Here is a 19,582-nt window from a genome sequence, read left to right on the forward strand (position 1 = left end):
TGAGGGTTATTCACCGTCCAAACCGCGAACCCGCTTAATACTGCCCCAGCTCTTGCAGGATGGGCAGTGCCAATACAAGGTATGTGCCGGGAAACCACACTCCCGGCAGCGGTAACTTGGACGGAATCTAATTTGTTGCTCTACCAATTTTTCCAGCATCGCCAGGCTATCTCGTGCCTGGCCCTGCTCAGCTTGCTTGATGTGCATCTGCATAAGGTGCTGGAACCCCCGCATGGTGGGGTGACGATAGAGAGCTTGCATCACCATGTCTTCGGCGCCTTTGATATCGCCGTCTTCAATCATACGCTGCGCCAATGCCACCACAACCGACGCACCCGCGCCCTTATCTATGGCGTGAGCCAACAGTTCGCGATAACCTTCAATATCCTTGAGCTCTTGATAGAGCTGGCGGGCACAGGCGAGTGCATCGGCAAAAAGCTCGGCATCGGCGTCAATCAGTTGATTGAGCATCTGTTTGGCCTGAGGTAACTGCCCTGCGTCGAGGTAAGCGTTGGCCAGTGACAACAAGGCGCGGCCACATTGAGGGTCTTGCTTGAGTGCGGCTTGAAAGCCCTTGAGTTTACCCGCTTCTTCGTCGGCTTCTTCGGCCAATTGGCAATGGAAATGGGCGATGACGGGTTTCAGACCCTGCTGGCTTTTTCGTGGCAAGCGCTTGGTGATATCTATCGCCTTTTGCCAATCTTTGGTGGTTTGGTAAATGGAGATCAGTTGGGTTTCCGCTTCTTCGCTGTGATCGTCCTGACTGACCAGGTTAAGGAAAATCTCCTCAGCCCTATCGTAGAACCCGGCGGCCATATAGTCCTTACCCAGCTCCATCATCGCCATGTCTCTTTGCTCGGTGGCGAGATTGGGCCTGGCTATCAGGTTTTGGTGAATACGAATAGATCTATCTACTTCACCCCGTTTGCGAAACAAGGAACCCAAAGACAGGTGAGTGTCTATGGTTTCATCATCGACATCCAACATGCTAATAAAGAGATCAACAGCCTTGTCCGACTCATTGGAGAGCAGAAAGTTGAGCCCGGTGAAGTAGTCTCGGCTCAGTTTCTTTTGTGCTGAATTCTGTTTCTGCTTCAAACTGCGGCGGCCCATGTACCAACCGTAAGCCGCAGCAATAGGCAGCAACAGAAAGAGAAGTTCGAGCATACTAGGCGTCTTGCCCCTGCTGCTGCGTTAATGTCTGGATCTTCTTACGGGCATTACGCAATGACAACTTCAACTTCATTATGTAGTAGAAAGCAATGACCCAGCTGAGGATAAACCCCGCCAGAAACACCACGGCCAACACCACAGGCAAACGGAACTCTCCCTGTGCCACAAAATAACTGATGGTGACCAGCTGTTCATTGCGAGAGCCAAATACCAGTGCCACTACAAACAACATTGCCACCAGTACGGTTGCGACAAATGACTTCACGTTGCACTCCATAAACGCGTTTCAATGTTCTGATTATCCAGTAATTTGACTGAGCTGACCAGCTTTAGCCAAGCTCCGGGCATAAAAAAGCCCCCTTTCGGAGGCTTTTAATACAACAGCGATTAACGGTTATAAGCGTCAACGCGTTCGCGCAGTTCTTTGCCTGGCTTAAAGTGCGGGACGTACTTGCCATCCAACTCGACTGATGTTCCCGTTTTGGGATTACGACCAGTGCGAGGTGCACGATAGTGAAGTGAAAAGCTGCCAAAGCCACGGATCTCTATGCGATCACCGCTTTCCAATGTTTTAGCCATTTGCTCCAACATCTCTTTGATGGCGCCTTCTACTTCTTTCGCCGACAGTTGCGACTGCCCACTGGCGAGTTTTTCGATCAGTTCGGATTTAGTCATCCTAGCTACCCCTATTATCAAGCCAAACACAGTCACCTAACAGGGGGCAAGCCCCCTGTACTACAGGCACTTACTTACGAGCTGCTTTAAACGCTTCAGCCATTGCATTAGTCATGATAGCGTCATCCTGCTTGTTCAGGTTAGCCATCACTTCTTTTTCTTCAGCTTCGTCTTTAGCACGTACAGACAGGCTGATTGCACGGTTCTTGCGATCTACGCCCATGAACTTGGCTTCAACGCTGTCACCTACATTGTAGACGCTTGATGCATCTTCAACACGGTCACGGCTGATGTCAGATACACGGATGTAACCTTCAACAGTGTCAGCCAGCTCAACAGTAACACCTTTGGCGTCAACAGCAGTAACAGTACCAACTACGATGGTACCTTTCTTCTTGTCGGCCAGGTAGGCGTTGAATGGATCGTCTTCAGTCTGCTTAACACCCAGGCTGATACGCTCACGCTCTGGATCAACAGACAGAACCACTGCAGTGATTTCATCGCCTTTCTTGTACTCGCCAACAGCGTCTTCGCCGCTACCGTTCCAAGAGATGTCAGACAGGTGAACCAGACCGTCGATGCCGCCGTCCAGACCGATGAAGATACCGAAGTCAGTGATAGACTTGATCTTACCGGTAACTTTGTCGCCCTTGGCATAACGGTTAGCGAAGTCTTCCCATGGGTTGGTCTTGCACTGCTTGAGACCCAGAGAAATACGACGACGCTCTTCATCGATGTCCAGAACCAGAACTTCAACTTCGTCACCCAGGTTAACAACCTTGGATGGGTGGATGTTCTTGTTGGTCCAATCCATTTCAGAAACGTGTACCAGACCTTCAACGCCTTCTTCGATTTCAACGAAGCAGCCGTAGTCAGTCAGGTTGGTTACGCGACCAGTCAGACGAGTGTTTTCTGGGTAGCGCTTGCTGATTTCCAGCCATGGGTCTTCACCCAGTTGCTTCAGACCCAGAGATACACGAGTGCGCTCGCGATCGTACTTCAGTACTTTGACGTTGATTTCGTCACCAACATTCACGATCTCAGATGGGTGCTTAACACGCTTCCAAGCCATGTCGGTGATGTGCAGCAGGCCGTCAACACCGCCCAGATCTACGAATGCACCGTAGTCGGTCAGGTTCTTAACGATACCTTTAACTGCTTGACCTTCTTGCAGGTTTTCCAGCAGAGCATCACGCTCAGCGCTGCTTTCAGATTCGATAACAGCACGACGAGAAACAACAACGTTGTTGCGCTTCTGGTCCAGCTTGATAACTTTGAATTCCAGTTCTTTGTTTTCCAGGTGAGCAGTATCGCGTACTGGGCGAACGTCAACCAGAGAACCAGGCAGGAACGCACGGATACCGTTCAGCTCAACGGTGAAACCGCCTTTAACCTTGCCATTGATGACACCGATTACAGTTTCAGCATCTTCGTAAGCTTTTTCCAGAACGATCCAGGCTTCGTGGCGCTTAGCCTTTTCGCGAGACAGTTGAGTCTCACCGAAACCGTCTTCAACGCTATCCAGCGCAACGTCAACTTGGTCGCCAACGGCGATTTCCAGTTCACCTTGAGCATTTTTGAATTGCTCAGCTGGGATTGGGCTCTCAGATTTCAGACCGGCGTCAACCAGTACCATACCGTTTTCGATGGCAACTACAGTACCACGAACGATAGAACCTGGGCGGAATTCCAGTTGTTGAAGGGATTGTTCAAACAGATCAGCAAAAGATTCAGTCATGTTAATTAACTTTAAGTAATAAACCACGTATCTATCCTGAACGTGGAGTCAGTAAAATAACTCGCCTCTTCCCTGTGGCGAATGCCTATCCCGCCAGTCTCAGAGACTGACGTCAGATAATTTGTCAACTATGTGCCTGAGCGCCAGCTCCAGCACAGTCTCAATTCCGAGTCCAGTAGTATCTATCACCAGGGCATCTTCAGCGGGCACCAAAGGCGCTACTGCGCGATTCATATCCCGGTGATCTCTTTCCTGGATCTCGGTTAAAAGACGCTCGATATTAACATCGAAGCCCTTGTCCTGCAACTGATTATAGCGCCGCTGGGCCCTTTCTTCAGCCGAGGCTGTCAAAAATAATTTGACCGGTGCATGCGGGAAAACAACGGTTCCCATATCCCGGCCATCAGCTATAAGCCCGGGGGCAACTCTGAAAGCGCGCTGCCTTCTGAGTAAGGCTTCTCTCACCCGGGGAAACGCCGCCACTCTTGAGGCTGCGTCAGAACATTCTTGAGTGCGAATGGCATGGCTGACATCTTCGCCTTCCAGCACCACTTTTATGGCTTCATTTCCGGCTCCCGCCAGAAACTGTACATCCAGGTGCGCGGCCAACAGGGTGATGGCTTCTTCGTTATCCAGTTCCACATCGTGGTGAATAGCGGCAAGTGCCAGCACTCGATATATGGCACCACTATCGAGCAGTTTCCATCCAAGTTTGTTGGCAAGCAACTGACTTATAGTGCCTTTTCCCGCACCGCTTGGGCCGTCAATTGTGACAACAGGCGCCCGTTCAGACATAAATTCCTCCGCAGTAATTATCATCTTCCATGAGGACACAGTATGAGTTCACCGAAAATGAGCGGCCAATATTATATATCAACTGCATGCTTTCCGTATGCTGAATTCAAGGTCAATTTCGGACTGCTGTTGTCAACAGCCCGAAATTCAGCCGCTTAACCGGCCAAGGCCGTAAAGCGTTGGAAGTAATCCGGGAAGGTTTTTGAGGTGCAATCCGGGTCATTAATGGTGACGCCGCAATCAGCAAACGCCAGCAGCGAAAAACACATGGCCATGCGGTGGTCGTTATAGGTATCGATGGCGGCATGCGTGGGCGCAAGCGGTGGATTTACCAAAATATAATCCTCACCCTCTTCCACCTCGGCACCAATTTTACGCAGTTCTGTGGCCATGGCGCTGAGACGATCTGTCTCCTTGATACGCCAGTTGTAGATATTGCTAAGACGAGTCGGCCCTTTGGCAAAAACCGCAGCTGTGGCTATGGTCATTGCCGCATCGGGAATATGGTTCATGTCCATATCTATGCCCATGAGCTGGCTGCCCCTGGCAATAATATAGTCATCTCCCCATTCAATCTCGGCGCCCATGCTCGCCAGCGCATCGGCAAACTTGACATCACCCTGAATGCTGAGACGGCCAACTCCGGTAACTTTCACTTCACCGCCGGCGATAGCGCCTGCGGCCAGGAAATAAGACGCCGATGAGGCATCGCCTTCCACCAATACCTTGCCCGGTGACAGATAGCTTTGACCGGATGGGATCTCGAAACGCTGATAGTCGTGGTTGATGACCTTAACACCAAATTGCGCCATCAAGGCCAAAGTAATATCAATATAGGGCTTGGAAACCAGTTCACCCTTGACCTTGATATTGACAGCGGTACCGGCCAGCGGCGCAACCATCAGTAACGCGGTAAGAAACTGGCTGGAGAGATTACCGGCAATTTCCACATCCCCGCCACTGAGGCCCGTTGCCTTGATTTTTAATGGCGGGAAGCCGGGATGTTTCAGATATTGAATATCTGCGCCCAAGGCCTTGAGACTGTCGACCAAATCTCCTATTGGCCGCTCCTCCATTCTGGGTTCACCCGTGAGAACAAACTCACCGTTCCCCAGAGTCAGCGCGGCGCACAATGGCCGCATAGCGGTGCCGGCATTACCGAGAAAAAGCTCTTGCAGCTTGTCGCTGTTGATTGCGCCGCCAAGGCCCTGCACACTACAGTGGCTTTTGTCTTCGGAGAGCTCAAATTGAACGCCGAGCTGTTTCAGCGCTGCCAACATGTGACGAATATCATCTGAGTCGAGCAGATTGGTCAGTTCTGTGCTGCCCTTGGCCAGGGTTGCCAATAGCAGCGCCCGGTTGGAGATACTCTTGGAGCCGGGGATGTTGACCTCCCCATGCATTCTACTTATGGGATCCAGTCGCAATTGCTTCATCTTTTTTGGATTCTTGCATCTGTGTTTGACGGCATTGCAGCGTTACGCCACATACCGCCAAAGCGGGTTAAAAGACCTTGTCACCGATTATGGGATAAAACCGGTAAATCAAGACAAAAGATTAGATACAGCGAGTGCTGATAGGCCTGAATTAAGTGTTCGTGGCATTAAAGTTACCTGAGCGCCACAGGGATTCAACCGTTTTTTGCTGAAAAAAGCCGATTTCAGCGGAAAATTATTCAACTAGCGCTAAATAGCTCTTTAACTCTCCGATAGACGTTCCAACAAGTGATACAGAGAAACGACTCTGCTTTCTTGCAACAGAGCTTTACACCCTGGAAGCCCAGCTTGCCAGTTGCACCACTCAGACTATCGCTTACTGCAACCTCACCAGCCGTTAACAAATAACCTAAATATCGTTATGCTAATCTTCTTCAACAAGTATTCAATCCAGGGAACCCTATGTTCAGCACACTCAAGGCGATGCCAGCCGATCCCATTCTTGGGCTGCTCAGTCAATATCGCGACGACCCTCGCCATGAAAAAATTGATTTGGGCGTTGGTGTCTATAAAGACATCTTGGGAAATACCCCCATCCTCGACTGCGTTAAGACCGCCGAGCAGCGCCGCACCGCCACAGAAACCACTAAGGTGTATATCGGCCCTGCCGGTAGCAGTGATTTCAATCGTCTCATTGCCGAGCTGGCATTCGGTGAGCAGCACCCTACCCTGAGCGCAGGACGCATTCGCAGTGTCTCCACTCCCGGCGGCACCGGCGCGCTGCGGGTCGCAGCCGACTTTATTAAACGTTGTCGCCCAGACGCAACCATTTGGGTCAGCGATCCTACCTGGGCCAATCACACCGGACTTTTTGAGGCGGCCGGTCTCAAGGTTGAGCGTTACCCTTACTATGACTACGCCACCAAGGCGCTGAAGTTTGATGAAATGCTCGCCAAACTCAACACTCTTGGGGAAAACGATGTGGTGCTGCTGCATGCCTGTTGTCACAACCCATCGGGCCAGGACCTCAGCACCGAGCAGTGGGACCAAGTGGTACAAGTCGCCGTCAAACGCGGTTTTACCCCGCTTATCGATATGGCTTACCAGGGCTTTGGTGACGGTGTTGAAGAGGATGCTTACGGCGTTCGCAAGATGGCAGCGGCCGTGGAAGACATGTTGCTCTGCTCCTCTTGCTCAAAGAATTTTGGCCTTTATCGCGAACGTATCGGCGCTTGCAGCATCATAGCCAACAGCAGTGCTGCCGCCGATGTCGCCTTGTCGGTACTGCTTTATGTGGTGCGTTGTCTCTACTCCATGCCGCCGGCACATGGAGCCGCGTTGGTGGAAACCATTCTCGGCGACAATCAGCTCAAGCAGCAGTGGCTGGATGAACTCAAGGTGATGCGTGACAGGATAAACGGTAACCGTGCCATTCTGGTTGAGCGTTTAAAGGCGATAGGCGTCGAGCAGGACTTCAGCTTTATCGCCCGCCAAAAAGGGATGTTCTCCTTCCTTGGGGTGTCGCCAGAGCAGGTTGAACAACTTAAGCAGGAGTTCGGTATCTATATGGTGGACTCAAGCCGGATCAGTATCGCCGGGATAAGCGATAGCAATGTCGATTACCTTGCCAAGTCTATCGCCAAGGTGTTGCAAGGTTAAAATTGGAGAGTGAGATGAAAAAAGCGAATGCCGAGGCATTCGCTTTTTTATGGGATTTGTTGCAATAAAACGATTTTCGCCGGGGTTCAGCTGCTGTGCTTGGCCGCAAACGCTTTCATAAAGGCAACCAGGGCCTCAACGCCGGCCAAAGGCATGGCGTTATAGATACTGGCACGCATCCCGCCGACAATTCTGTGCCCCTTAAGAGCCACCAAACCTGCGGCCTCCGCCTCTTTCAGGAACTCACCATTGAGCGACTCATCGGCCAATTGGAAAGTCACATTCATCCGCGAGCGGTTTGGCGTCGCCACACCATTGCGGTAAAAGTCCAGTTCATCGATACAGGCATAAAGCAGTTCGGCCTTGGCTTTGTTGAGCTCTGCCATCGCCTCGATACCGCCCACCCGGTGCAGCCACTCAAACACTTCGGCGGCCAAATACCAGGCAAAAGTAGGGGGAGTGTTAAACATGGAATCGTTTTCGGCCGCCAAGCGATAATCCATGATGGACGATTGCGGCATGGCCGGCAAAGCCAGCATCTCTTTACGCACTATCACTATGGCCAAACCGGAAGGGCCGATATTTTTTTGCGCCCCGGCATAAATGAGCCCGTAACGACTGACATCGATTTCACGGGACATGATAGTGGATGACATATCCGCCACAATTGGCCAAGGAGACTCCAACTCTTCAAAAATTTCGATACCATCTACCGTCTCGTTAGGGCAATAGTGCACATAACGATACTTGCCACTATCACCTTCCAGCTTAGGCAAGGTTACTTTGTTGAGTCCATTGATCTTTTCAACTATGCTTTGGCTATCAATCCTGTCATCTCCGGCCAGCTTCCTGGCCTCTGCCGTGGCTGATCTTGACCACTGACCGCTCTCCAAATACAGGGCTCTGCCGTTATTGCCCAAAAAATTATTCACGACAGCAGAGAACTGACCGCGACCACCGCCATGCATAAACAGTACATGGTAATCTTCGGGAATATTCATCAGCGAGCGTAATCTGGACTCGGCAGCCTTGGTGAGATCGATAAAGGCCTGACTGCGGTGACTGATCTCCATGACGGAGACACAGTGCCCCTGCCAGTCCAGTAATTCCTGCTGGGCTTTTTGCATTACCGCGGCCGGCAACATGGCTGGTCCGGCACAGAAATTATAAATCGTGCTCACTTCATTGTTCTCCTTGAAAAAAAGAGCGTCCAACTGGACGCTCATATATGCTTGATGCTGTTATTCCTGCTCGGCTTCAGGTGCTTCGGGCGCTTGGCCTTCTGTATCCTCGGCGGCAGGTTCGGCCACTATGGGCTCGCCGTTTTCGTCGAATTCCACTTCGTCTTCATCAGACTGGATTTCATCGATACGCTGTAAACCCACCACGGCCTCGTCACCGGCAGTGCGGATAATGGTCACGCCCTGGGTATTACGGCCTATGATAGAAACGCCGGCCGCCGGGGTTCTCACCAGTGTGCCCTTGTCGCTGATCAGCATTATTTCATCATTGTCGCCAACCTGAACCGCGCCGACTACGGCGCCGTTACGCTCGCTGACCTTGATGGAAACCACACCCTTGGTAGCACGGCTCTTGGTTGGGTACTCACTCAGCTCGGTACGCTTACCAAAACCATTTTCTGTCACTGTCAGAATGGCACCATCTTCTTTTGGCACTATCAGTGAAACCACTTCCTGACCATCTTCGAGTTTGATACCGCGAACACCGGTGGCGGTACGGCCCATGGCGCGCACCTGATCTTCGCTGAAGCGTACAACCTTACCTTCGTTGGAGAACAGCATGATTTCGTTGCTGCCATCGGTCAGGTCAACGCCGATCAACTGGTCACCGTCTTTCAGGTTAACGGCGATAATGCCGTTGGCTCTTGGACGACTGTACTCAATAAGCGATGTCTTCTTCACTGTGCCGTGGGAAGTCGCCATGATGATATACTTGTCGGCTTCGTATTCACGAACCGGCAGAATCGCCGTAATGTGCTCGCCCTCAGACAATGGCAGCAGGTTCACAATAGGTTTACCGCGCGACTGACGGCTGGCCAGCGGCAACTGATAGACCTTGAGCCAGTAGAGCTTGCCGAAGTCGGAGAAGCACAAAATGGTGTCGTGGGTATTGGCAACCAACAGTTTCTCAACGAAATCTTCGTCTTTAACCTTGGTAGCCGCCTTACCCTTACCGCCGCGACGCTGCGCTTGGTAATCGCTCAGCGGCTGATACTTGGCATAGCCCAAATGCGACAGGGTCACTACCACATCTTCTTCGCAAATAAGGTCTTCGAGGCTGATATCCACGGCTGAAGCATTGATCTCGGTGCGGCGCTCGTCACCATATTGCTCAAGTACTTCTTCCAACTCTTCTTTGATCACTTCCATCAGACGCTCTGGGCTTCTGAGGATATGCAGCAATCCAGCGATCAACTCCAGCAGTTCTTCATATTCCTGGAGGATCTTCTCGTGCTCAAGACCGGTCAGACGGTGCAGACGCAGCTCTAGGATAGCCTGGGCTTGCTGCTCAGTCAGATAGTAGAGACCATCGCGAATACCAAACTCCGGCTCCAGCCACTCAGGACGGGCGGCGTCATCACCGGCTTTTTCCAACATGCCCTGCACGTTGCCGAGCTGCCAACCGGTTTCCACCAGTTTTACCTTGGCTTCGGCCGGTGTTGGAGAGGCCTTGATCAGCGCAATCACAGGGTCGATGTTGGCCAGGGCGATAGCCAGGGCTTCCAGAATATGCGCGCGTTCGCGGGCTTTACGCAGTTCAAACACGGTTCTACGGGTGACCACTTCACGGCGGTGCAGAATAAAGGCTTCCAGCATCTCCTTGAGGTTAAACAACTTGGGCTGACCATTGGTCAAAGCCACCATGTTGATACCAAAAGAAGTTTGCATCTGGGTCTGGGCATAGAGGTTGTTGAGTACCACCTCGGCGACTTCGCCGCGCTTGACCTCAACCACAATACGCATACCGTCTTTATCAGACTCATCGCGCAGGCCGCTGATGCCTTCAATTTTCTTGTCTTTTACCAGCTCGGCAATTTTTTCAATCAAACGAGCCTTGTTCACTTGGTACGGGATCTCGGTAACAATGATCCGCTCGCGGCCATTGTCTTCGGTTTCCACCTCAGCGCGGGCGCGCATAATCGCCTTACCGCGGCCGGTACGGTACGCTTCCTCTATGCCTTTCTTGCCATTGATAATGGCGGCAGTCGGGAAGTCCGGGCCCGGGATATACTCCATCAACTGTTCGATAGACAGCTCAGGTTCTTCAATAAGCGCCAAACAGCCTTTAACCACTTCGTTCAGGTTATGCGGCGGAATATTGGTGGCCATGCCCACCGCAATACCGGAGGAACCGTTGACCAGCAGGTTGGGGATCCGGGTCGGCAATACGGCCGGGATCATTTCGGTGCCGTCGTAGTTGGGGACATAATCGACGGTTTCTTTCTCAAGGTCAGCCAGCAGTTGATGCGCCAGCTTTTCCATACGAATTTCGGTATAACGCATGGCCGCCGCGGCATCGCCGTCGATGGAGCCGAAGTTACCTTGACCATCTACCAGGGTGTAACGCAGCGAGAAAGGCTGTGCCATCCGCACTATGGTGTCGTATACGGCGCTATCACCATGAGGGTGATACTTACCTATCACGTCACCGACAACACGTGCCGACTTCTTATAGGGTTTGTTCCAATCGTTTTTCAGCTCGTTCATCGCAAAGAGTACGCGGCGATGCACCGGCTTGAGGCCATCGCGTACGTCTGGCAATGCCCGCCCGACGATAACGCTCATGGCGTAATCCAGATAGGAGTTCTTTAGTTCGTCTTCAATATTTATTGGCGAAATTGATAAAGCCAGATCAGTCATAAACTGCTCGATCCCCTTAAATTAGCTGACAACTTGTAATCCGTGTCATTGTCGAGCCCAACAAACGTGATTTGGCATTCTAACACAGTTATTTAATGTCGGAAGTCCTTAAAGCCGCCTTTGCAGCCAAAAACGCCAAGGGCATGATACAAGTCGCGAGCAGGGGCTGATATCACTGTCATAGACATGAGTTCCGTTGTTGTTTTTATCATCAAAAACCGAATCTTGCTGATATTTTGTCCAGCTTTTGGCCTTTAGTGCCGCCGATCACATTGAGGCGCCAATTTATACTGCCCTTCCCTATGGCTTATATGGTTATAATAGGCGCATCCTTAATATTGCTGTTTCAGGTCCGAATATGTCTTCTCAACCCAATGTCGACCCTCAGGAAATTGCCAAGTTTGAAAGTATGGCCGCCAGTTGGTGGGATCCTGCCGGTGAATTCAAGCCGCTGCATGAACTCAACCCACTGCGCCTTAATTATATAGATGCCCAATCCGGCGGTATCTTTGACAAACTGGTGCTGGATGTCGGCTGTGGCGGCGGCATTCTTTCCGAGAGCATGGCCCGCATCGGCGCCAAGGTCACCGGGCTGGATATGGGTTTTGAGCCGTTGGAAGTCGCCAGGCTGCATGCGCTGGAAGCCGGCGTCAGCATAGACTACCTGCAAGAAACTGCCGAAGTGCATGCCCAGAATCATCAGGGGCATTACGACACAGTTACCTGTATGGAAATGCTCGAGCATGTACCGGATCCGCAATCTGTGATCCAGGCTTGTTGCGATATGGTCAAGCCCGGTGGTTGGGTGTTCTTCTCCACCATTAACCGCAACATCATGTCCTGGGTGCAAACCATACTCGGTGCCGAGTATGTACTGAAAATGTTGCCGGCCGGAACCCATGACCACAGTAAGTTTATCCGCCCATCCGAGTTAATCGCCATGGCAGAAAACACTGAACTATTGTGTCGTGACGCGCTGGGCATAAAATACAACCCTTTGAGTGGCGTATTCAGTTACACCAAGAGCGTTGACGTCAACTACATGATTGCCTGTCAGCGCCAGGACTGATGCCATGACGCCTAAGCTGCCGTTTCAAGGGATTCTGTTCGACTTGGATGGAACTTTGGTGGATACCGCCGAGGACCTGACCGAAGCGCTGGCCTTGGCGCTGGCATCCCATGGGGTATCGATAGAAGATAAGCGCAAACTTTTGCGCACTCTGGCCTCTCACGGCTCGCTTGCCATGGTGCAAGCCGCCGTGCCCCAAGCCTCAGCCGAAGAGCAGGAGCATCTCCGGCAAGCGATGCTCAGGGAATATGATGCGGTCAACGGCCAAAAAGCCTGTTTGTTTGAAGGCATAGAAGCCTTGCTGGACAGTGCCCGTTCAAGAGCTATGCCGCTGGGGATTGTCACCAATAAACCAGCGCGTTTTACCCGTCCCTTGTTAGAGCGCATCGGGCTGCTTAAACGCTTTGATGCTGTGATCAGTGCCGATACTACCCTCTATCGCAAGCCCCACCCGGCTCCTATGTTACTGGGGGCCCAGCAGCTTAACTGCGCTCCTGAACGTATTCTCTATCTTGGCGATGCAGAGCGCGACATAGCCGCGGCGCAGGCGGTTAATATGCCCTCTGCCATCGCCATGTGGGGATATCTGGCGGCAGAGGATAAACCGGCAGACTGGGGCGCAGATTGGCAGTTGAACCATCCACAGGCAGTAATGTCTCTGCCATTGTGGTAACAAGGTAAGAAAAACGCTAAATCGGCACTGTTTTCCCGGGGGGACAAGGCCTTAGTGAAAGTCGCAGTCCGGATGCTACTTTAACCGAGCGGATCTGCGCAAGATCGCGGATCGCTGCTTATTTTAGCAGTCGATCACCTTGAGTGAGATCGCTTGATTTTTAACCATGACGACTGTGCGCCAGCAATGATGCAGCTTTGCGGAATCGGCCACTCAATATCCTCAAGATATCCACAAGATATACCCAAAACTCAGGCTTGCAAAAAGTGCCATACCTCACTATCTTGTTATCCAAGATATAGAAAAACACCATATCTTGTGTATCAGTCGCAATCAAACATACTAGTCTTGCACTGAAAACTCCCGGTTAACAGAGCCCACTCGGGCCGCCGTCGTTAACTGTTCGGTTGATTGTTTTACAAGGGAAGGTTTAATGACGCCGACGCGTCATTGTCACAGATATTACAACCAAGGCCTATCTTCAATGAATAGCACTATGACAGTTACCAAACGCAGTGGCGCACGCGAGACCATAGATCTCGATAAGATCCATCGCGTTATCACCTGGGCAGCCAAAGGATTAAACAACGTCTCGGTCTCCGAGGTGGAGTTACGTTCTCACCTGCAGTTTTACGATGGTATTCCCACTGAAGCCATCCATGAAACCATTATCAAGGCCGCAGCCGATCTGATCTCTCCCGACTCTCCGGACTATCAGTTCCTGGCCGCCCGCCTTGCTGTTTTTCATTTGCGTAAGAAGGCCTTTGGTCAGTTTGAGCCGCCAAAACTGGTTGATCATGTCAGCAAGTTGGTTGCCATGGGCAAGTACGACAAGCATCTGTTGGAAGACTACAGCCGTGAAGAGTTGGATGTACTCGACAGCTATATCGACCACTGGCGCGACATGAACTTCTCCTATGCTGCCGTCAAACAGCTGGAAGGCAAGTATCTGGTACAAAACCGTGTGACTCATGAAGTCTACGAAAGTGCCCAGTTCCTCTACATTCTGGTCGCCGCCTGTCTGTTTGCCCGTTATCCGAAAGAAACCCGGCTGCAGTATGTCAAAGACTTTTATGATGCGGTTTCTACCTTCAAGATCTCTCTGCCGACCCCTATCATGTCCGGTGTGCGTACGCCGACACGTCAGTTCAGCTCTTGCGTGCTGATCGAGTGTGATGACAGCCTGGATTCTATCAATGCCACGGCCTCATCCATCGTCAAATATGTCAGCCAGAGAGCCGGTATCGGTGTGAACGCCGGCCGTATTCGCGCCCTGGGCAGCCCTATTCGTGGCGGCGAAGCCTTCCACACAGGTTGTTTGCCTTTTTACAAATATTTCCAAACTGCGGTGAAATCCTGCTCCCAGGGCGGCGTTCGCGGCGGTGCTGCAACCCTGTTCTACCCTATCTGGCACCTGGAAGTTGAATCGCTGCTAGTACTGAAAAACAACCGTGGTGTTGAAGACAACCGTATCCGTCACCTGGACTATGGCGTTCAGATCAACAAGCTGATGTATCACCGGATGATCAAGGGCCAAAATATCACTCTGTTCAGCCCATCGGACGTTCCCGGCTTGTATGATGCCTTCTTTGCCGATCAGGACGAATTCGAACGCCTGTATGTGAAATATGAGCAAGATCCGAGCATTCGCAAGAAGACCCTTAAAGCGGTCGAGCTCTTCTCGCTGATGATGCAGGAGCGCGCCTCCACAGGTCGCATCTATGTGCAGAACGTGGATCACTGTAACACCCACAGCCCCTTCAACGCCGAAGTGGCCCCTGTGCGTCAATCCAACCTGTGCCTTGAGATTGCCCTGCCAACCAAGCCACTGAACAACATTGACGATCCCAATGGCGAAATCGCCCTTTGTACTCTGTCAGCGCTGAACCTGGGTGCGATAAAAGACTTGGGCGAACTGGAAGGCCTTGCCGATTTGGCCGTGCGCGCCCTGGATAACCTGCTGGATTACCAGGACTACCCTATTCCCGCTGCCAAGACGGCATCGATGAACCGCCGCACTCTGGGTATCGGGGTCATCAACTTCGCCAACTATCTGGCCAAGAACGGCGTGAAATACTCTGATGGCAGCGCCAACGGCCTGACTCACAAAACATTTGAAGCCATACAGTACTACCTGCTCAAAGCCTCGATGAATCTGGCCAAAGAGCTGGGTGCCTGCCCGCTGTTCCATGAGACCACTTATTCTCAGGGGATCATGCCGGTAGATACCTACAAGCGGGATCTGGACAAGATTTGTGATGAGCCGCTGCACCTGGATTGGGATGCCCTGCGTCACGATATCAAGCAGCATGGCCTGCGTAACTCAACTCTGTCGGCACTGATGCCATCCGAGACCTCTTCGCAGATCTCCAACGCCACCAATGGTATTGAGCCTCCACGCGGCCTTATCAGCGTCAAGGCCAGTAAAGATGGCCAGCTCAAGCAAGTGGTGCCCGATTTTGATGAGCTCAAGGACAAGTACGAGTTGCTGTGGCAGATGCCCAGCAACGACGGTTACCTGCAGTTGGTGGGTATTATGCAGAAGTTTGTCGATCAGGCGATTTCGGCCAATACCAACTATGACCCATCCAAGTTTGAAAGTAACAAAGTTCCAATGAAGCTGCTGCTCAAGGATCTGTTGACCGCCTACAAACTCGGGGTCAAAACCCTTTATTACCACAACACCCGGGACGGTGCTTCCGACAAATTCGATGACATTACCAGCATCGAGAAGGAAGACGACGGTTGTGCCGGCGGCGCCTGCAAGATTTAAGCAGGATTAAGTAACAAGTTCGGGGCCCAGGTGGCCCCGTTGTTTGGAAAGAGTAGATCATGGCTTATTCAATTTTTTGTCAAACCCCCAACGATGCCACCCGCGAACCTATGTTTCTCGGTCAAGCGGTTAACGTGGCCCGTTACGATCAACAGAAGTACGAAGTATTCGAGAAACTGATCGAAAAGCAGTTGTCTTTCTTCTGGCGCCCGGAAGAAGTGGATGTCAGCCGCGACAAAATCGATTTTGGCGCCCTGCCGGATCATGAAAAGCATATCTTCCTCTCCAACCTCAAGTACCAAACCCTGTTGGACTCGATTCAGGGCCGCAGCCCCAATGTGGCTTTCCTGCCGCTGGTGTCCCTGCCTGAGCTGGAAACCTGGATTGAAACCTGGTCCTTCTCCGAGACCATTCACAGTCGTTCCTACACTCATATCATTCGCAATATTGTCAACGACCCATCCGTGGTGTTCGATGACATAGTGGTCAATGAGGAGATCCTCAAGCGCGCCGGCGATATTGCCGAGTATTATGACCGCCTTATCGAGCTGACCCAGCTGTATCACCTGCATGGTGAAGGCAAGTTCGACGTTAACGGTCGCACGCTAGAAGTCACTACCCGCACCATCAAAAAAGCCCTCTATCTGTGCATGATGTCGGTCAACGCGCTCGAAGCGATACGTTTTTACGTCAGTTTCGCCTGCTCCTTTGCCTTTGCCGAGCGCAAACTGATGGAAGGCAACGCCAAGATCATTCGCCTGATCGCCCGCGATGAAGCTTTGCACCTGAACTCGACCCAACACATTATCAACCTGATGCAAGGCGGCAAGGATGACCCTGAGATGGGTGAAATCGCCAAAGAGTGCCAGCAGGAAGCTTACGATCTGTTCCTGCGCGCCGCCGAGCAGGAAAAAGCCTGGGCCAAGTACCTGTTCAAGGATGGCTCCATGATAGGCCTGAACGAAACCATTCTCTGCCAATATGTGGAGTTCATTACCAATCAGAGAATGAAGGCGGTTAACCTGGGCGCACCATACAGTGAGCAGAGCGATCCCCTGCCCTGGATGAAAAACTGGCTGGAGAGCGATGCCGTACAGGTGGCGCCTCAGGAAGTGGAAGTATCATCCTACCTGGTCGGCCAGATAGATTCGGCTGTCGATGACGATGAGTTCTCCGACTTTGACCTTTAACAAAGCCCCTATCGTGCTGCTGCGCGGAGAGCCCTTGCTGCTGTATACCACAGAGCACAGGACTCTCCTGGCAGCGCTTGAAGCCCGTAAGGTGAACATTTTTTCCGAGTGCCGCAGCGGGTTTTGCGGCGCCTGCAAGACCCGGGTGCGCAGTGGCTCGGTCACTTATCTGACCACGCCATTGGCCGAGTTAAAGGCGGATGAATGTCTGCCCTGCTGCTGTGTGCCCACGGAAGATCTGGACTTGGACCTCTCCAGCGAAGGTGCCGACATGCCGCTGCTGCGGGTTAAACACTTGGCCTGAAACAAGCGCAAAAAACACCGTCAATGGCAGATCTCCTACAGTTAAACAAGCGTTTTTTCGTTGTAAATCCTGCCTGACTCCGGTACTCTGCCGGACTTATGAAATCAGACTCAAGTTATTCATTCAAAAGTCTTTATTGCGCTTTTGATCGTTACCCTCTGCCCAAAGGCGCTTCGACCCATATACGTTATATGGCGTCAACCCTGTTTGCCTTCCAGTCCCCTGGTATGCTCTATCTACAAGGTGATCCCCAGATGCCTTCCTGGCAGCAGGAAACCCTGTCACTCGGCAGCAATCCCAGTGAGGTCAGTATCGTCAGGCACCAGCTAAACCCAAGCTCGGGCAATAACGTGCTTGCCAAGGCGCTGGACTATGCCAATCAGCTTGGGGCGCTGCTCAGGCAAAATCGCGATACCCTGACATTGGCGCAGTTTCGCGACCCCTGGGCGGGGGTGCCATTGCTGGATCATCGCAAGGACAATCCAGCGCTCAAGCTTGTCTATGAGGTTAATGCCCTGCCCAGCATAGAGCTGCCTATTCACCTGTCGCTGCCGCGAAAAACCCTGGCCAAAATCAGCGCCTGGGAGCAGCGTTGCCTGGATGGTGCCGATCTGATTGTGACGCCTTCAAAACTCACGGCTGCCGGCCTTGAAAAACGCACTACCACTCCAGTAGTCTATCTGCCAAACGGCGCCGAGTTGCCGCCTGCCGAGCCATTGAGGCAAGCAGAGGATGCGAGTCTGCCCAGGCTCATCTATTTTGGTGCCGCCCAGCGCTGGCAGGGGCTTAGGGATCTGCTCAAAGCCTTTGCCTTGGTGCGTCAGCAGTTGGAGGTCGAGCTGGATCTCTGCCTGTCACTCGAAAATCGCCAGGCCCGGCAGGTAAAGGCCTGGCTCAAGTCCATGGAACTGGAAGATTGTGTTTCGCTGCATTTCGGGTTGGACCAAGCCAGTCTCAGGCAAAAAATCCAGACCGCGAGCGCATCTTTGGCGCCGCTCACGCCCTGCAGGCGCAACATGCTTCAGGGATGCTGCCCTTTGAAAGTGCTCGAATCCATGGCTTGTGGCACCGCAGTTATCGCCTCGGATCTACCTGTCATTCGTGAACTGGTAACCCATGAAGAGCATGGGCTCTTGGTTCCCCCCTCCAGGCCCTCCGAGCTCGCCAGAGCCTGTATTGAGCTGCTCAGTCAACCGGCCAAGGCCAAAGATTTGGGCCTCAAGGGCCAACAAAGGGTGACAGAGCAGTTCCAATGGCAACAGATCTGCACTCAACTCAGCGACTTGTATCAACAGCTGAGCCAAGGCCCCATGCAAGCTACCGCTTAATAGCACCTGTTTAATGTCAAGGAAACGATATGGAAACAGCCATAAACCCTTTTAACGCCCCGCTTCACTACTGGCGAATGCGCAAAGTGTTCAAGCAGTTAACCCCGGTGGAGCAAGAATTTATCCGCACCAGGAAGTTGGATGCAACCCATTCGACCCAGCACTGGTTACTGTTTCTCAAGCGCCTGACCCGATTGGATCGTATGGGCAGCCCATTGAGACGCCAGTTTCGCCGCAGCCGCAATTGGTTAATAGGTTTCACTATTGTCAGCATATTCCTGCCCGTACCTCACCTGGTGGTGTATGCCTTGGTGGGTTTGACTCTGGCCTCGATATTATTGCTTCACAGCTGCAACAATATGGACGTCAACGACAATGTGCGCACCGGCCTTATCAAATTGATGCAGGTACTGGCGATGGAGACCAACAGCGTGCAACTGAAACTGGATCTCGACTCCATACACAAGCGTAAGCCGGCCCGAACCGAAAAGCCTGAGAAAAATACCCAACTGGCCTACTTTGAAGTGCCACTGTTGCAATTCAGGGCCAAACTCAAGGACGGCAATGAGCTGCAACTGCGGGTGGATGATGTTATCTGTCGTCGTAAACGCACCCGTCGCAACGCCCGAGGCAAAGTCAAAACCAAGATCAAGTATAAGGGACGGCGCAGCATTCGCAGCTGCCTGACGCTGAATGCTGAATATTATCATCTACGCCAGGGTAAACTGGCACCAACGAGCAAGGCACAGACTCAAAACGGCATCACCAAGGTGAAATCCAACTCCACCTTTAAATTTATCGGTGAGTCACGTTTGATGGATGCCGAGAATATTCTCAGAACCATCGCCAAGTCCTATCAACAGACCAGTATTCGAGCCAGGGGATAAT

At 52.1% G+C, this 19,582-nt stretch carries 16 protein-coding genes; 8 read left to right on the forward strand and 8 right to left on the reverse strand.

Annotated elements, in window-relative coordinates; all coding sequences use genetic code 11:
• Positions 1-6 precede the first annotated feature (6 nt).
• The 6 genes from lapB to aroA form a co-directional block, all read right to left on the reverse strand.
• The gene (gene lapB, locus RC73_RS01545; RefSeq protein ID WP_039032983.1) at positions 7-1,167 is read right to left on the reverse strand and encodes a lipopolysaccharide assembly protein LapB; all 1,161 of its coding nucleotides are present in this window, start codon (positions 1,165-1,167) and stop codon (positions 7-9) included.
• A 1-nt stretch (position 1,168) separates the two neighbouring features.
• Entirely contained in the window at positions 1,169-1,438 is a 270-nt protein-coding gene (locus RC73_RS01550; protein WP_039032984.1) for a LapA family protein, read from the reverse strand.
• A gap of 122 nt (positions 1,439-1,560) precedes the next feature.
• The gene (gene ihfB / locus RC73_RS01555) at positions 1,561-1,848 is read right to left on the reverse strand and encodes an integration host factor subunit beta (protein ID WP_025887377.1); all 288 of its coding nucleotides are present in this window, start codon (positions 1,846-1,848) and stop codon (positions 1,561-1,563) included.
• 70 nt (positions 1,849-1,918) lie between these two features.
• Positions 1,919-3,586 carry a 30S ribosomal protein S1 gene (rpsA, locus tag RC73_RS01560; protein WP_025010414.1) on the reverse strand — a complete coding sequence of 556 codons (1,668 nt, stop codon included), beginning with the start codon at positions 3,584-3,586 and terminating at the stop codon, positions 1,919-1,921.
• Between the two features lie 99 nt (positions 3,587-3,685).
• Positions 3,686-4,381, reverse strand: coding sequence for a (d)CMP kinase (gene cmk, locus RC73_RS01565; RefSeq protein ID WP_039033034.1), 696 nt, complete (start codon positions 4,379-4,381; stop codon positions 3,686-3,688).
• Between the two features lie 155 nt (positions 4,382-4,536).
• Positions 4,537-5,817, reverse strand: a complete 1,281-nt coding sequence (aroA, locus tag RC73_RS01570; protein ID WP_039032985.1) for a 3-phosphoshikimate 1-carboxyvinyltransferase — start codon at positions 5,815-5,817, stop codon at positions 4,537-4,539.
• Positions 5,818-6,279: 462 nt separating this feature from the next.
• On the opposite strand from aroA, the gene RC73_RS01575 reads away from it, so the two are divergent.
• Positions 6,280-7,476 carry an amino acid aminotransferase gene (locus tag RC73_RS01575; protein ID WP_039032986.1) on the forward strand — a complete coding sequence of 399 codons (1,197 nt, stop codon included), beginning with the start codon at positions 6,280-6,282 and terminating at the stop codon, positions 7,474-7,476.
• Between the two features lie 86 nt (positions 7,477-7,562).
• Here RC73_RS01575 and serC read toward each other — a convergent pair whose 3' ends face one another.
• Positions 7,563-8,657 (reverse strand): 3-phosphoserine/phosphohydroxythreonine transaminase, encoded by a 1,095-nt coding sequence (serC, locus tag RC73_RS01580; protein WP_039033035.1) that lies wholly within the window; start codon positions 8,655-8,657, stop codon positions 7,563-7,565.
• Positions 8,658-8,717: 60 nt separating this feature from the next.
• The gene (gene gyrA / locus RC73_RS01585) at positions 8,718-11,357 is read right to left on the reverse strand and encodes a DNA topoisomerase (ATP-hydrolyzing) subunit A (protein ID WP_039032987.1); all 2,640 of its coding nucleotides are present in this window, start codon (positions 11,355-11,357) and stop codon (positions 8,718-8,720) included.
• Positions 11,358-11,715: 358 nt separating this feature from the next.
• Here gyrA and ubiG point away from each other — a divergent pair, with 358 nt between their 5' ends.
• The 7 genes from ubiG (at position 11,716) to RC73_RS01620 (ending at position 19,581) form a co-directional block, all read left to right on the forward strand.
• Positions 11,716-12,426, forward strand: coding sequence for a bifunctional 2-polyprenyl-6-hydroxyphenol methylase/3-demethylubiquinol 3-O-methyltransferase UbiG (gene ubiG, locus RC73_RS01590; RefSeq protein WP_039032988.1), 711 nt, complete (start codon positions 11,716-11,718; stop codon positions 12,424-12,426).
• Between the two features lie 4 nt (positions 12,427-12,430).
• Entirely contained in the window at positions 12,431-13,099 is a 669-nt protein-coding gene (locus RC73_RS01595; RefSeq protein ID WP_039032989.1) for an HAD family hydrolase, read from the forward strand.
• A 484-nt stretch (positions 13,100-13,583) separates the two neighbouring features.
• The gene (gene nrdA, locus RC73_RS01600; RefSeq protein ID WP_039032990.1) at positions 13,584-15,872 is read left to right on the forward strand and encodes a class 1a ribonucleoside-diphosphate reductase subunit alpha; all 2,289 of its coding nucleotides are present in this window, start codon (positions 13,584-13,586) and stop codon (positions 15,870-15,872) included.
• Between the two features lie 59 nt (positions 15,873-15,931).
• On the forward strand, positions 15,932-17,062 hold the full coding sequence (gene nrdB, locus RC73_RS01605; RefSeq protein ID WP_025010421.1) for a class Ia ribonucleoside-diphosphate reductase subunit beta: 1,131 nt from the start codon (positions 15,932-15,934) through the stop codon (positions 17,060-17,062).
• Entirely contained in the window at positions 17,031-17,366 is a 336-nt protein-coding gene (yfaE, locus tag RC73_RS01610; protein WP_039032991.1) for a class I ribonucleotide reductase maintenance protein YfaE, read from the forward strand. The genes nrdB and yfaE overlap by 32 nt, the downstream gene beginning before the upstream one ends.
• A 98-nt stretch (positions 17,367-17,464) precedes the next feature.
• Positions 17,465-18,694 (forward strand): glycosyltransferase family 4 protein, encoded by a 1,230-nt coding sequence (locus tag RC73_RS01615; RefSeq protein ID WP_082014212.1) that lies wholly within the window; start codon positions 17,465-17,467, stop codon positions 18,692-18,694.
• 29 nt (positions 18,695-18,723) lie between these two features.
• Entirely contained in the window at positions 18,724-19,581 is an 858-nt protein-coding gene (locus tag RC73_RS01620) for a hypothetical protein (RefSeq protein ID WP_039032992.1), read from the forward strand.
• Position 19,582 lies beyond the last annotated feature (1 nt).

Origin of the sequence: Shewanella sp. ECSMB14102 (assembly GCF_000813075.1) — a bacterium.
GTDB classification, from domain to species: domain Bacteria; phylum Pseudomonadota; class Gammaproteobacteria; order Enterobacterales; family Shewanellaceae; genus Shewanella; species Shewanella indica.